Origin of the sequence: Microcystis viridis FACHB-1342 (assembly GCF_014698335.1) — a bacterium.
GTDB lineage: Bacteria > Cyanobacteriota > Cyanobacteriia > Cyanobacteriales > Microcystaceae > Microcystis > Microcystis ichthyoblabe_A.
Window position 1 is genome coordinate 19995 of record NZ_JACJSV010000024.1, and the last position, 14163, is coordinate 34157.

14 protein-coding genes are annotated in these 14163 nt (G+C 42.2%); 9 read left to right on the forward strand and 5 right to left on the reverse strand.

Going from position 1 to position 14163, the window contains the following annotated elements:
* Positions 1–16: 16 nt before the first annotated feature.
* Positions 17–517, reverse strand: a complete 501-nt coding sequence (locus tag H6G40_RS09900) for a L,D-transpeptidase (protein WP_002740021.1) — start codon at positions 515–517, stop codon at positions 17–19.
* A gap of 164 nt (positions 518–681) precedes the next feature.
* Here H6G40_RS09900 and H6G40_RS09905 point away from each other — a divergent pair, with 164 nt between their 5' ends.
* The 4 genes from H6G40_RS09905 to H6G40_RS09920 all read left to right on the forward strand — a co-directional run bounded on the left by H6G40_RS09905 (position 682) and on the right by H6G40_RS09920 (position 4511).
* Positions 682–1557: an ABC transporter ATP-binding protein gene (locus H6G40_RS09905; protein ID WP_002740012.1), complete on the forward strand. Its 876-nt coding sequence runs from the start codon at positions 682–684 to the stop codon at positions 1555–1557.
* A 370-nt stretch (positions 1558–1927) separates the two neighbouring features.
* The gene (locus H6G40_RS09910) at positions 1928–2731 is read left to right on the forward strand and encodes an ABC transporter permease (RefSeq protein ID WP_176721683.1); all 804 of its coding nucleotides are present in this window, start codon (positions 1928–1930) and stop codon (positions 2729–2731) included.
* Entirely contained in the window at positions 2732–3487 is a 756-nt protein-coding gene (locus H6G40_RS09915; protein WP_002739797.1) for an ABC transporter ATP-binding protein, read from the forward strand.
* Positions 3488–4079: 592 nt separating this feature from the next.
* Entirely contained in the window at positions 4080–4511 is a 432-nt protein-coding gene (locus H6G40_RS09920) for a DUF4278 domain-containing protein (RefSeq protein ID WP_002793009.1), read from the forward strand.
* Between the two features lie 298 nt (positions 4512–4809).
* On the opposite strand, the gene H6G40_RS09925 is transcribed toward H6G40_RS09920, so the two are convergent.
* The 4 genes from H6G40_RS09925 to hisIE all read right to left on the reverse strand — a co-directional run bounded on the left by H6G40_RS09925 (position 4810) and on the right by hisIE (position 9281).
* A complete protein-coding gene (locus H6G40_RS09925; RefSeq protein ID WP_069475396.1) occupies positions 4810–6303 on the reverse strand; it encodes a thymidylate synthase in 1494 nt (497 codons plus the stop codon).
* 4 nt (positions 6304–6307) lie between these two features.
* Positions 6308–6931 carry a dTMP kinase gene (tmk, locus tag H6G40_RS09930; protein WP_002739947.1) on the reverse strand — a complete coding sequence of 208 codons (624 nt, stop codon included), beginning with the start codon at positions 6929–6931 and terminating at the stop codon, positions 6308–6310.
* 27 nt (positions 6932–6958) lie between these two features.
* Positions 6959–8344, reverse strand: coding sequence for a dihydrolipoyl dehydrogenase family protein (locus H6G40_RS09935; RefSeq protein ID WP_002739626.1), 1386 nt, complete (start codon positions 8342–8344; stop codon positions 6959–6961).
* 301 nt (positions 8345–8645) lie between these two features.
* Positions 8646–9281, reverse strand: coding sequence for a bifunctional phosphoribosyl-AMP cyclohydrolase/phosphoribosyl-ATP diphosphatase HisIE (gene hisIE / locus H6G40_RS09940; RefSeq protein ID WP_123231062.1), 636 nt, complete (start codon positions 9279–9281; stop codon positions 8646–8648).
* A 791-nt stretch (positions 9282–10072) separates the two neighbouring features.
* Between hisIE and H6G40_RS09945 the strand changes: the two genes are divergently transcribed.
* The 5 genes from H6G40_RS09945 to H6G40_RS09965 all read left to right on the forward strand — a co-directional run bounded on the left by H6G40_RS09945 (position 10073) and on the right by H6G40_RS09965 (position 14114).
* On the forward strand, positions 10073–10684 hold the full coding sequence (locus tag H6G40_RS09945; RefSeq protein WP_130757568.1) for an IS607 family transposase: 612 nt from the start codon (positions 10073–10075) through the stop codon (positions 10682–10684).
* Positions 10685–10821: 137 nt separating this feature from the next.
* Positions 10822–11838 carry a thiamine phosphate synthase gene (locus tag H6G40_RS09950; protein ID WP_190537596.1) on the forward strand — a complete coding sequence of 339 codons (1017 nt, stop codon included), beginning with the start codon at positions 10822–10824 and terminating at the stop codon, positions 11836–11838.
* Between the two features lie 128 nt (positions 11839–11966).
* On the forward strand, positions 11967–12182 hold the full coding sequence (gene thiS, locus H6G40_RS09955) for a sulfur carrier protein ThiS (RefSeq protein ID WP_190537598.1): 216 nt from the start codon (positions 11967–11969) through the stop codon (positions 12180–12182).
* A 28-nt stretch (positions 12183–12210) separates the two neighbouring features.
* The gene (locus H6G40_RS09960; protein ID WP_002739809.1) at positions 12211–13347 is read left to right on the forward strand and encodes an anhydro-N-acetylmuramic acid kinase; all 1137 of its coding nucleotides are present in this window, start codon (positions 12211–12213) and stop codon (positions 13345–13347) included.
* Positions 13344–14114, forward strand: coding sequence for a peroxiredoxin-like family protein (locus tag H6G40_RS09965; RefSeq protein WP_130757412.1), 771 nt, complete (start codon positions 13344–13346; stop codon positions 14112–14114). Before H6G40_RS09960 ends, H6G40_RS09965 begins: the two co-directional genes overlap by 4 nt.
* Positions 14115–14163: the final 49 nt, after the last annotated feature.

Here is a 14163-nt window from a genome sequence, read left to right on the forward strand (position 1 = left end):
TTTTTTCCCATTGTTTCTATTGAGCGATTACTATCACCGAAGTGCCGATTTTTACCTTTTCAAATAAAGCTTTTATATCTCGATCGCGCATCCTGACGCAACCGTGGGAGACGGCCCGGCCGATGAGATTTTCTTGGGGTGTACCGTGAAAACCGATAAAATTCGCGCCATCAGTCCAAAATCCAATCCAACGGGCCCCTAAGGGGTTGTTTTTTCCCGATGGCACCAGTTGACCGGTGAAAGGATGTTCCCAGACTGGTTCCCGCACCATCTGAATCACCCTAAATTGTCCCGTCGGGGTTTCCCAACCCGGACGACCGATCGCCACTGGGTAAGAAGCGATTATTTTCTGTCCTTGGTAAACAAAAACTCGTCTTTTTTTTAAATTCAGCAGCAAACGGGTTTCCGTTCGAGTTACCGTGGTTGCGGGAAAGGAATTGACGGGACTAATGGGGGGATTGAGGAAAAATTCCCCTATTCCTAGACATAAACAGAGAATTGGCAGAAAAACTCGCATCTGATAGCAGCAAAGTCAAGATTTTTTATCTGCATTCTAATCTGATTGTGATGAGATAAAACCAAAGTCGATAGGACGATCCCGAGGGGGAAGGATAAAATCGCCGTCGAGTTGGGCTAATTCGGTTACACTAATCCATAGCTAGAATATTAACTTTTGTAACTATGACCGCCGCTATTGCTCTCGATCGCGTTTCTAAAATCTATAATAATCTCCCGGTAGTTAACGAGCTTTCCTTTGCTATCGAAAAAGGGGAAATCTTTGGTTTACTCGGTCCCAACGGTGCGGGAAAATCGACGACAATCCGCATGATTATCACTCTAACCGAAGCAAGTCAAGGAGAAATCGAAGTGGCGGGGTATGATGTGAAAAAATACCGCGATCAGGTGAAGAAAAATATTGGGGTAGTCTTACAACAGATTAGCGTTGATGGGGAATTAACCGTCTGGGAAAATATGGAATTTCACGGCCGGATGCACCATATCCCCAATCCCCAGAGACAAGAATTAATTGATCGCTATTTAGATTATGTCAGTTTAAGCGATCGAAAATCTGCCCTTGCCAAAACTCTTTCCGGTGGGATGAAACGACGTTTACAGATTGCTCGCGCTCTTCTTCACGAACCAAAAATCCTCTTTCTCGATGAACCAACTGTCGGTTTAGACCCCCAAAATCGTCGTCGTTTGTGGGAAGTAATTCGCGATTTAAACCAGCAAGGAATGACAATTTTGTTAACCACTCACTACATGGAAGAAGTGGAATTTCTCTGTCAGGATAACGCCGCAGGAAAACCGGGCAGAATTGGCATTATGGATGCGGGCAAATTAATCGAATTAGGAACTCTAACGGATTTTCGTAGTAAGTATGGCGAGGGTTTAGTTATCAAACAAGTTGGCGATAAAATCGATTATAAATTTTTCCCCACCGTGGCTGATGCTAATGCCTATCTCGACACTTTGAGCGATAAAACTGGAGTAATGTGTCGCCCTTCCAACCTCGAAGATATCTTTGTGGAACTGACGGGACATCAATTAGATTAAATTCTTAGTTTGTCCCTTAGGAAATTGTTAAGTTATCGGTTTTTGACTCCAGTTTTTCTGAGATTAGCTCTGTTTAAATTGGCATTTCTTGGCTTTGATCTGGTGTCAATTTTATGGGTCAACCTGCTAGAGTCTAGGTCAATTAGCTGAGGCTGTCCCTAAAAACCGAATTCAACCCTAAAAAAAGAGGCTTTTAGCAATTTTTAAGCTTTTTGAGCCAGATAAATCGACCAAGAAGGGAACTTTTTCCGAAGAGGGAGAGTCGTCGGGGACTGGATAAAAACTAGAGTACTCCCTCGATCGATAGACAAGATTGACGGTAATCGTTTAGAATAAGGCACTGAATACTGACGAGATGACAATTATCCCTATGACCGATCTCCAAGCAAAAACTAGATGGTCAACAGCGCGGCGATATTACGAATTGCTTAGTGTTTTAGTGGAACGTAATCTCAAGGGACGCTATCGGGGTTCTTTTCTGGGGGTTTACTGGTCTTTGTTAAATCCCGTGATTATGACTGCACTATACACGGCAATTTTCGGCACGGTTTTCGCCTCTTATTTTGATAATTCTATAGTTAACTATGTCCTAGCGGCTTTCACTGGTTTAGTCGTCATAAATTTCTTTAATGCTTCCACTAACCAAGCTTTACCTAGTATTGTTGGTAATGGCAGTATTTTAAATAAAATTCGTCTGCCAGTTAGCATTTTTCCCGTTTCCATGGTAGTGGCAAATATTTTTCAATTTGCTATTAGTATCTTTCCCCTTTTGGCTATAGTAACTCTCTGGAAGTCTCAAAGTTTAATTAATGTAATTGCTCTGATTTTTCCCGTGATCGGTCTTTCTCTGGTTTGCACGGGAGTGGGTTTCTTTGTTAGTACCCTCTACGTTTTCTTCAGAGACTTACCCTATTTTTACGAAATTGTTTGTTTTGTCGCTTGGATTAGCAGCCCGATTTTCTATCCTCCAGAAATTATTCCTCCCTCCGTACAACCATTCCTCCTATTAAACCCATTATTACCAGTAATTGAAAGTATTCGCCAATTGTCCCTTTCCCCCGGATTACCGGATTTTAGTTTGATTTTTCAATCTCTACTCGGTGGGATCATTATCTTAGGAATTGGTTGGACTTGCTTCCGACTCTGGCGACATTTATTTATGGATTTATTATAAATGACAGAAGTAATTCGACTCGATCAAGTGTCTCTCGAAAGACGCACTCAAGAAGAATTTTCCTACGATCTAAAAAGGACAATCTTCTCTCTTCTTGAAGGTAAATATCGTCAACCTGCCAAAAAATTAGTTCTAGATGATATAGATTTAGTAATTAATTCTGGAGCAAAATTAGGTATCATTGGAGCTAATGGCGCAGGAAAATCTACTCTCCTAAAAGTTATTTGTGGTATTCTGGAACCGACAAAGGGACAGGTGAGAGTCAGGGGACAAATTGCTTCTTTAATTGAATTAGGAGCGGGTTTTGATCCAGATTTACCAGTAAAAGATAATATTATTCTCTATGGGGTAATGCTGGGATTTTCGCGTCAGGAAATGAAGGAAAAAACCAAAGATATCCTTGACTTTGCTGAGTTAGAAGAATATATGGGAGCGCCGGTGAAATCTCTTTCTTCTGGGATGGTGGCTCGTTTAGGATTTGCGATCGCAACAGAGGTTCACCCCGATATTCTTATTCTTGATGAAGTCCTTTCCGTCGGGGATGAAAGTTTTAAAAATAAGTGTAAACGACGTTTAAAAAAATTCTGGAATTCTAACGCTACTATTTTAGTAGTTTCCCACGATTTGACTTTAATTCAAGAGTCCTGTGACCAAGCAATTTGGCTGAATAAAGGCCAGCTGCAATGTCAGGGTGCATCGGAAGATGTAATCAAGTTTTATTTGGATTCCGTGCATCAAAATGAAGTTAATTTTTAATTAAGTAGGTAATCTCAATTAATTTATCTACGTTTGGCTCTCTTGGGTTTGGTGGGTAAAATGTATTATAGGATACATTCCTGCTGGCAATCAACTGGAACGAACCACAAAGACCCAAAGAACACAAAGATTGATCGCTTCTAGATAATCTAAACTTATCACACAAAGAATAAGAGAGCCTACGTTTTACTCAGTCGAAAACGCTGTCACAAAATAAAAAACCTCGGTGTCCAGCCGAGGTAGCGCTAAGTTATGTAGGAGAACTCAAGCAAATCTGTCAATGGGGTAAACCCAAACCCCGAAAACTTTTTAAGCTAGTAGGCCAAGTTTTTTGCCGTTGTCTCGGACTCAAGGAATCATCTTCTGTCCTATACTCTTCGAGACAATCTAAACCGGCTTGCTGTCTTGGCTGTTTTGCTTTAACTTTTAGTTCATGTAAATAAATGTAACAATATTTTTACGAATTGTAAAGAAGGATTGACAAAATAAAACTTATAGGATGTATAAGCTAAGTTAATATTTTTCGCCGATCGAAGCTAGGGAGGTAATATATAGGGAGATTGGTTCACTAGCATGACAAGGTGTACCCAGAATGTCCTATTTGTTTTTGTTGCCACTATTCACCGCTGCTCTGGCTGCCTATTTCTGGCAGAAGTCCAGCGATGAAATTGCTTATCTCGCCAGTGCCGCCACGGTAATTAGTTTAGTGTTGAGTCTGGTTTTAGCTCCTTGGCAGATTCAGCTATTAATTCTCTTGACAGTTGTGATTGTCGTCACCTTTTTATGGCAAGGACGAGAAGAGCAGAAGAATATCCCCGTCCCCACTCCAGAAACCGCCGGCGAGAAAAAGTACCGTGGGGCCACCTATATGGAGCCAACAGTCGCCGAGGCTCCTGTCAAGGAGCGAGGGGGTAAATATCGCGGTGCGGAGGTTAAAATCACCAATAATCCCACGGTGGCTAACCCAATTCGCTCCTCATCTCTCAAATATCGCGGTGCTGGTTCGGCAAACAAGGACCAGTAATCAGTTATCAGTTATCAGTTATCAGTTATCAGCTTCTGAAGGCAAAAGGCAAAAGAAAGAATCTGGCAATTCTCTTACCTAAAAAGAAGGTTAGAAACTAAGCACATCAAAGCTTTTGGCTTAACCAATTAGGTCTTAGATTCAGTCGAGTTATCAGATTTGAGTTTTAAGTTCACTGATTGGGTGCATCTTATATTTGTGATTTTGGTGAGCAGCAGAAGTTATTAAAAGAGGGCGAATGCAATTCGCCCCTACAATAATATTATTGAGATGCCCCCACTTCCTACTTCCCACTTATCTACTGGTCTTGAATATAAGGCTGATTATTCTTGAGACAGTTGTATGCCTTTTGTAACTCGATTCCCAGATAACCGATATGTTCGGGAATGATTGCGGGATTAGTAGCGGCAAGCTCGCGGATTAATTTCAGGGGATTTTTGCCTTGATAACAGGCGACAATTTCCCCACTGCCGGGGGTAGTTTGTTGGACGAGAATTTGTTCTTTTTCCACGGAAATCAAAAAGTTACCGCTAGGGTCAAAAAAATCGCGCTGATTGACAATTTTATCGTACTGGGTGGCGATTAATCGTTCGACATTCTCCCAAGTATCATCGTATATATGGGCCGATTGACTAATAGTAATTAATGGACCCATTGATAAATTGTATTCGGAGCGCTTGCTAATCTCATCCCTAATATGTTGCTGTAAAGCGCGCAATCCCATGGCATTTGCCGGCCAAGCGGCAAACATATCATTACTTCTAAATATTGCGGTGAGGGATAATTCATTTTCCACCACTCGCACCCAAATATGATTTAAACAGGGACTACCTCCCTTTTCGTGGTCTTTCACATCCCAGAGGGACATAACTGCACTGGCTGCGTCAATTTCTGAGATTAATTTATTGATAACCTGTGCAATTTGGTCTCGGCCAAACCAAGAGCGCAATCTTTGACCATAGGTGTATTTAACTCCTTCTGTACAGGGAGAATCATCGAGAATTTGTCCGATATATTCGGTGAGAAAAGGTCTATCTATAGGCAAATAATTAGGTTCGGGAAAGTAAAAGTCTGGAGGTTCATCGGTGACAACGGCCATTAGGTCAATTAATTCTTGCCATTTACCATCATATCCTGTGGGTCTAATTGTGCCGGTGGTTTTAATCTTTTGGAGAATTTTTACCCAGGTTTCGGCAATAGTTTTTCCTTCAATGCGATGACCGTATCTTGTCCCAGGTAGCAGAGAAGGAAGATTTTCTAAGAGGGGAAAGATTAAGGGTTCTCCCCAAGTTGGTAAGGGAGATTGTTCTGCATAACTTTTGACGATTTCAATCGCTTCTGGGATGGATTTAACCAGTTGATATTGAATCGATTGACGTAATTTTTCGAGGGTTTCTCGGTCAATTTCTTTGTCAATATATCCCGTGATAGGAGAATTAATTAACCAACATTCTCTACCTGTGTCACTTTTTCCTAACTGAAATCCTTGACTAAAAAAATCTAGCAAACACTGACAGCTACCAGAGTTTTTATCTTCCTTGGTAGCGTTGAGAATAACTAAATATCTAACGTGGGGATTTGCTATTAAGTTTCTCAGCAGGGGACTAATTCCTCTGGTGGGACTATAAAGATTGCCAATTACTGCGTATTGGTCGGGATTTAAATGTTTAGCAAGGGACTGTTTTACTGTCCATCCCGTGATAATTGCCGTTTGTCCGTGACCGCAGATTAATTGATTAGGTTTATAGTGGGGTTGGTAGATGAATTTAGGGGTGGTTTCTGTACTGAGCATGGATTTAAATTAATTGTTCAAGATAATTAATAATATTTCGGTGAAGGTGTTCTATTGTATCATTGCCATCCAGTTGTAAATAATTATCTTTATATTCTTTAAATATCTCGATAAACATCTGACGAACTTTCATTAATTTTTCTTGTTTTTCGTACACTTCTGTGATGGCTCTGTTTTTAATTCTCGCTAGAGAAATATCGGGAATAACATCGATATAAATAACTATATCTGGATTGGGAAAATGTTGATTTAACTGCCGAACAAAAGCCAATTCTTCGGGATTATTGCAATTGTAGGCCAGGGAAGAAAAATAATAACGAGTAGTGATAACGTGGGTTTGTTCTTGGTGAATAAGTTTAAAAACGCCATCGTGATCATTATATAAGTGATAATGGCGATCAGCTGCAAATAAATAAGCCATTTGTCGGTCAAATTGATTTTGATCTTGGATAGAAATAAGATTAGTTTGCATTATTTCTCGAATCAAACGACCGATGACTCCCTCGGAAGGTTCCGGACTTAAAACTGCTTTTTCCCCTCGCTTGAAAAAATATTCTTGTAAGAGTTTTGCTTGGGTACTTGTTCCCGATCCATCAATACCTTCAAAGACAATAAATTTCGGTTTCATAATTTAATCTTCTTTTTTTACATCTAATTATCTGAATAATTTTTTTAGCCAAGTTAACCAAGATTTTTTCTGGGGGATTAATTGCGTCATTTCTCCGATAACCTCTCCCATACTTCCCCAAGCATAAATATTTTTATTGAGGGATTGTATGGTTAAATTTTCTTGTAAAGCTAAACTGATGATACCGATCATTTCTGCCGATTGATTACCGACTATTTGCGCTCCCAGTACTTTACCATCTTGTCGGTAGATTAATTGACAAAATCCGGTGGTTTCTCCCCAGATTTGCTGTGCCACTATATTTTTGATGGGATAGTTAATCATCTTTACCTCCTCACCATAGCTCTCCCGGGCTGCTTTTCCAGTTAAACCCACCCAAGCAATAGCAGGATCAAAAGCAATAAATGAGGGAATTTGATCGGGATTAAAGTTAAATTTTTCTCCCGTGAGCAGATGCTTGACTAACCCAAAAGCAGCCCGGTGATTTAAAGTAGGATCGGGATAATTATTTCTGAGCAAATTTAGGGCATAAATGCGGGAATTATCGGTTTGTAATTGCTGATTAACCCTAATTAATCCTTGTTCTAGTTTAACTCCCACCCCGGCCAAATTTAATCCCTGTTCATTGACTTGATAATTACCGGCAAAAATGAGATCATCAACTTCGATAACACGATTGCCTAATTGTAGCCATTTTTGACCCTCGATCGCTTTCACTTGACTAGGACAATAACCGGGTAAAATCTTAATTCCTTCCGCTTCTAAAATGGCAGTAACTAAATGGCAGATTTCCCGATCAATATCCGGCAGTAGATAATTATTCTCGATAATTAAGCTAATTTCTTTCCCCAAACGTCGGAGAATTTGCGCTAAACTCACAGCCATGCTGCTGTTACCAATAATCGCTAAATGTTGTCCCAACTTGTCTAAATTTGGCTCTTGCCAAAGGGTTTGAGCGGTAAAATAATTAACCTCATCTAAGCCGAAAATTTTCGGGACTTGCAGATAAAAACCCGGGGCGATAAGATAGTGTTTAGCCAACAATTGCCGACCGTTAACCACGAATCCTAAATGGGGCAGCCGGACAAATTCCCCCCCACCCGGGATCACATCTATTCCTTCCGTGGCTAATCTTGCCAAAGAATGATATTTATTAATAGTTTTATCCACTTCCTCTAACCATTGCCGCAACCGTTGCCATTGGGGATAAATGGCCGTTTCTTGCCAATGATTGAGCAGTTTATAGAGATTGATAATTTGGCTGTATCCCTTGCTAAAAATGTCCTCAGATGCCTCTAAATTGTCACTAGAAGGCTGTTGCACTAAAGCCACCCTTTTTTTGAGGTGAACAGCCAACAAAGCCGCTTCTATCCCCGCAGGAGTGGCACCGATAATTACTAAGTCGTAAACCACAAATATAAAGTAGGAATCAGGAGTCAGTATTCAGGAGTCAGGAGACAGTATTCAGGAGTCAGAATTCAGGAGACAGTATTCAGGAGACAGTATTCAGGAATCAGGAGTCGGTATTCAGGAATCGGAAACTTAACACTTAAGTAGGGAGGCACAATTATTTGTAGGATGGGTTAGCGGTAGCGTAACATAATCTGGCGTTGGGTTTCATGCTTCAACCCAACCTACGTTCATCTTATATTTAATTCCACCCACCCACTTAAAACTCAAATCTGATAACTGATAACTGATAACTGATAACTGATTACCGGCGCCGGTCTTGCAATTTTTTATAGACATCTCGCAGAGGAACTTGATGATAGGCGAGAGCGACGAGAGTATGATAAAAAAGATCGGCCACTTCTGCAGCAATAGCATCGCCATCATTATCTTTGCAGGCCATGACCACTTCTGCCGATTCTTCGCCGATTTTCTTGAGAATTTTGTTATCTCCCCCGGCCAAAAGTTTACAGGTGTAGGATTCCGGATGAGGATCGTCTCTGCGATCGCAAATTACCTTAAACAATTCCGAGAGGGTGTCGGCCGCTGGCGGTGATTTTTGCCAATTTACTTGATGAAAACAGCTTCTTTCGCCGGTATGACAGGCGATATCACCGATTTGCTCAACAGTCAGCAAGATAGCATCACTATCGCAATCGTAGCGAATTTGACGCACTTTTTGGATATGGCCCGAGGTGGCTCCTTTGTGCCATAATTCTTGACGAGAACGACTCCAATACCACGCTTCCCCGGTGGTGAGGGTTTTTTCGAGGGATTCCCGATTCATCCAGGCCATCATTAACACTGTAGCATCAAGATAGTCTTGAGCGATCGCTGGTACTAAACCCTGGGGATTATAAGCGATCGCGTCGAGGGGAATAGCGGAGAGTAAAGAGGACATCAGTTTTTCGCGGTCAAGAATTATGGTGGGACAAATTGCCCAAAGCTTAATTATATAGCCTTAACGTTGGGCAATTTCCACAGTGCGATCATTACTAAAGGAATCCACCACAATAATATGATCTATACCCAAGCTTTTTGGTGAAAGCTGGATAAATAAACAGGCTCTAGTTTTAAGAAATATCTCAAACTGTTATAAAACTTAATCAAGAGAGGGATCATATACAAAACTTAACATTGTTTAACGTCAAAACTTCAGTTCAAAGCCAATCAATTCCCTAACCAGGCAGCTGCGTTAAAATGGGGATAAGGTTAAGAATACAACTAATCCCTACAGCAGAGTCTTTTGGATTGGCACCTATAACAAGTTATCCCGTGCGATGATCGGGGAAACTCAGGTTTTAGGAGAACAAAGAATTTTTTTCCAAATCTCTGTGGAAAGATGTATTATGAGCCATCATAAATCTTCTTCAATCAGCATTGGGAGCTAATCACAGTATGAAAGTGGACAAACACCTGTCTTAAGTTAGACAATTCTACCCTCAGGAATTTCTTTGATTTAAAACCGAGTCCTGTCGATAGAGTTATGTATATAGTAATTTCAATTAAGCTTGAGAATATCAATACCAGATTTCCTAAGAGTTTTGTCGGTCTAGACTATATTAAACCTATCTGAAATGACTATTATTCCTACTCGAGGTAATCACAGGGTGAAGGTGGACAACTACACTGTCTCAGGTTGAACGATTCTCCTACAATAAATTTTTCTAATTTAAAACCAAGTTACTATGTATGGATAACCTAATCACGATTAGAGAAGCCTCGGGCTTGCTCGGAGTTAGCATTAAAACCCTCCGGCGCTGGGAACAACAGGGGAAAATTTCCTCAATTCGTACCCCTGGTGGTCATCGGCGCTACCGACGGCAAGATATATTACAATCTGTTCAATCAACCCCATTTATCATTGGCTATGCTCGTGTTAACCGACCTGAACAAAAACAACAACTAGAGGATCAAATAAAAGCCTTAGAAGACTTTTGTCATCAGCAGGGTCAACCCTTTGAAATTCTCAGCGATATCGGCAACGGAGTCAGTCACAATCGCCCTAATCTTATGCGTCTAGTAGAGATGATGTGTAACGGTGGGTTGGAATGTCTAGTTTTAACCCATCCAGAAAGTGTTGGCCGCTTTTGTCATGATTTTATTTTGGGTTTGTGCAGTTTCTTGAAAATCCAAGTCATTCTCCTCAATCAACCCCAGAAATCCATTGCAGCTGAGGATTTAGTGGACGATCTGCAAGCCCTCGTCACCATCTGTTACAATCGTCTCTACCCGCTACATAACCCGGATCATCGGCAATTGGTGGAATACCTAGGGGCGCTTAAGAATCTCCCCTCGGCTTAAAATTATCCTTGGACTGGGTTTCTCCTCCCTCTTTGTTGCCTGTCTGATGCCGACTCGGCTATTCCCCGAACAAGGGCCAAGAATAGTAATATTTTAGCTGACGACTAACGGCTATCATAACTCTACATTGACGGCAAATGAAACTAGAAACCACGGCGATTAAACGGATTCTCGATGCTAACCTTGACCGCGCTAGAGAAGGACTGCGAATTATCGAAGAATGGTGTCGTTTTGGCTTAGATAATCCCAATTTAGCCCAAGAATGTAAAGAAATGCGCCATCAATTAGCTAGTTGGCACTCGATCGATCTTAAACGACATCGGGACACAGCCGGCGATATCGGCACAAATTTAAGTCATCCCAGGGAAGAAATCCGGGAGACTGTCGAGGGACTGCTGCAAGCAAATCTCGCTCGCGTACAGGAGGCTTTTAGGGTTTTAGAAGAATACGGTAAACTCTATGATCTAGAGCTAGGGATAGCCTGTAAACAGCTGCGCTATCGGGTTTATCAGCTAGAGAGTAAACTATTAATCTCGCCACCTCTGGAAAAACTAAAAGCATCTCCCCTCTATCTAGTCACTTCTCCCGCCGAAAATCTGTTAGAAATCGTCGAATTAGCCCTAAAAGCAGGTTTAAAATTGGTGCAGTACCGCCATAAAACCGCCGCTGATACGATTCGTTTAGAAGAAGCTGCTAAACTGTGTGAGTTATGCCACCGTTATGATGCTTTGTTTATTATGAACGATCGCGTCGATATTGCTCAGGCCGTTCATGCTGATGGTGTTCATCTCGGTCAACAGGATCTACCGATTTCCCTAGCGCGGCAATTTCTCGGCCCGACGGCAATTATCGGCCGGTCCACCACTAATCCCCAAGAGATGGCCAAAGCAATCCAAGAAAAGGCCGATTATGTGGGAGTTGGTCCAGTTTATGCCACCCCCACCAAAGCGGGAAAAACCCCCGCAGGATTGGAATACGTCCGTTATGCGCGGGAAAATTGCCCTTTACCCTGGTTTGCGATCGGTGGTATTGATAGTAATAACATTAAAGAGGTTTTAGAGGCAGGAGCGCAACAGGTAGCTGTAGTCCGGGCCATCATGGAAGCGCAGCACCCCGATGTGGTGACACAAGAATTATTAACCCAATTAAAGTAGGGTGTGGGGTGTGGGGTGTAGGGTGTGGGGTGTAGGGTGTGGGGAGAAAAAAGCTGTCTCCTGTCTCCTGAATACTGTCTCCTGTCTCGACTAGGAAATTAATTTTGCACGACTACTTATCCAAATCCATGTCAGAAATAACCTTGCAAATTAACGGCAAAACTCAAACCTGTTTACCCGCAACTAAACTACCGCAAATGCTAGAAAATTTGGGCATGAATCCTCGGTTAGTTGCAGTGGAATATAACGGGGAAATCCTCCATCGTCAGTATTGGGAAAACACGGAAATCAAGGAGGGGGATAAATTAGAAATTGTTACTATTGTCGGGGGGGGGATAAAATAATCAACAATCGACAGTTGAGGGAAAAAACTTGTTAGTTATCGGTTTAATGAGTGGCACATCGGTGGATGGCATCGATACCGCTTTAGTGGAGATTAGCGGTACAGTGGAATCTCCACAGGTGCAGTTATTAGCAGGGGAAACCTATCCCTATTCCCCCCGATTACGAGAGACAATTTTGCAAGTCTGTGGGGGAGAAAAGCTATCTATTGAAGCTTTAGCCAGCTTAGATGATAACATCGCCGCAGAATTCGCCCAAGCCGCCTTAAATATCCAAAAAGAAGCCCCAAAAGCCCAATTAATCGGCAGTCACGGTCAAACCGTTTTTCATCGACCCCCCCAAAATGATCGCCTCGGTTACACGGTACAATTAGGACGGGGAGCAGCGATCGCAAAAATCACCAGTATTCCCACCATTAGTAATTTTCGCGCTGCCGATATCGCCCAAGCTGGTCACGGTGCGCCCCTAGTGCCGAAAATTGACGCTTATCTGCTTTCTCACCCCACCAAAGCCCGCTGCGTCCAAAATATCGGCGGTATTGGCAATTTAACCTATCTACCCCCCCGACAAACGGAAAATTGGCAGCAAAAAATTTTCGGTTGGGATACCGGCCCCGGCAATGTCCTCATCGATTTGGCCGTACAATTTTTGAGCCAAGGCCAACAAACCTACGACCATAACGGTCAATGGTCGGCCCAGGGTCAACCCTGCTCCGAATTAGTTCATAAATGGCTACAGGAGCCTTATTTTCAACAATATCCCCCTAAATCCACCGGCAGAGAGTTATTTAGCCCCGCCTATCTAGCCCAATTGCACCGGGATGCCCAAGCTTATTCCCTCAGTGATGCCGACTGGTTGGCCAGTTTAACCGATTTAACCGCCATTTCGATCGCCCACAGCTATCAAACCTTTTTGCCAGAAATGCCCGCAGAAGTGCTGCTCTGTGGTGGTGGCGCTCATAATGCCTACCTGCGCCAAAGACTACTAGCACATTTGGGGTCAAATGTCAAGCTTTTGACCACTGATGAGGTAGGATTAAATAGCGATTTTAAAGAAGCGATCGCTTTTGCCCTTTTGGCCTATTGGCGCTGGCACAATTTCCCCAGTAATTTACCGAAAGTCACGGGAGCAAAAGAGGAGGTTTTATTAGGAGAAATTTATCTATGAGCAGTATATATGAAATATTTTCAACAATTCAACGCCAAAGAGTCAGCGATGGGCAAATAGTGCCAATTTTAAGCGATTGTGCCGACTATAAACGTCTTTTAATTCTTGTTTGGCCGCAATTGGGAGATTTTGATAGTCTCGAATACGCTTGGTGGTTAGAAAAAGAGGCAGCCCTTTGGCAAAATGCCGGGATTACCATTCGTGCCATCGGTATCGGCGATCGCAATTCAGGTTTAAAATTCGCTGAATATACGAAATTTCGGCAAGATTGGCTGTTTGTTGACCCGAAAGCTGAATTACACGATTTATTAGGACTGTATCGCGGTTTATCGTTAAAATTACCGAGATTTTCCCCCGGACAAAATGCCTGGTTAAATCTAATTTTGATGTGTGCGGGTGTGGGTAGTCCGGGGACTCTGGCCGAAGTGCTGCGGGGTTATCGTGGCGATCGCAAAGCCCCCCAATTAATTGCCGAGGAGGAAACAATACAAGCGCGGCCTTTACCAGCTTTCCGGGGTTCCCTATTCAATCTTGCTGGGGGTCAAGGTTTTCAGCGACCTTTTGAATTAGCCACCCTGAGACTGCGTAATATGACTCAAGTTTTGGGCAATTGGTCAACATATATCCCCGATAGTAGTTATCTCACCCAACGGGGAGGGACTTTTTTATTTGATAGTCAAGGAAAGTTACTCTATGAGCATCGAGATGGAGGTATCTTGGGATTTGCTGAGAATATGAGTTATCCCCTCGCTTTTTTGCGGGATTAAGCTTTTTTATTCTCTATATAGAGAGTTTCGATTAAATAATACCAGTCCA

Coding starts and splice junctions, on each gene's coding strand:
- H6G40_RS09965 (WP_130757412.1), top strand. CDS start 13,344: ATGAGCAGTATATATGAAATATTTTCAACAATTCAACGCCAAAGAGTC.
- H6G40_RS09910 (WP_176721683.1), top strand. CDS start 1,928: ATGACCGATCTCCAAGCAAAAACTAGATGGTCAACAGCGCGGCGATAT.
- thiS (WP_190537598.1), top strand. CDS start 11,967: ATGTCAGAAATAACCTTGCAAATTAACGGCAAAACTCAAACCTGTTTA.
- H6G40_RS09905 (WP_002740012.1), top strand. CDS start 682: ATGACCGCCGCTATTGCTCTCGATCGCGTTTCTAAAATCTATAATAAT.
- hisIE (WP_123231062.1), bottom strand. CDS start 9,281: ATGTCCTCTTTACTCTCCGCTATTCCCCTCGACGCGATCGCTTATAAT.
- H6G40_RS09950 (WP_190537596.1), top strand. CDS start 10,822: ATGAAACTAGAAACCACGGCGATTAAACGGATTCTCGATGCTAACCTT.
- H6G40_RS09920 (WP_002793009.1), top strand. CDS start 4,080: ATGTCCTATTTGTTTTTGTTGCCACTATTCACCGCTGCTCTGGCTGCC.
- H6G40_RS09925 (WP_069475396.1), bottom strand. CDS start 6,303: ATGCTCAGTACAGAAACCACCCCTAAATTCATCTACCAACCCCACTAT.
- H6G40_RS09900 (WP_002740021.1), bottom strand. CDS start 517: ATGCGAGTTTTTCTGCCAATTCTCTGTTTATGTCTAGGAATAGGGGAA.
- H6G40_RS09945 (WP_130757568.1), top strand. CDS start 10,073: ATGGATAACCTAATCACGATTAGAGAAGCCTCGGGCTTGCTCGGAGTT.
- tmk (WP_002739947.1), bottom strand. CDS start 6,931: ATGAAACCGAAATTTATTGTCTTTGAAGGTATTGATGGATCGGGAACA.
- H6G40_RS09915 (WP_002739797.1), top strand. CDS start 2,732: ATGACAGAAGTAATTCGACTCGATCAAGTGTCTCTCGAAAGACGCACT.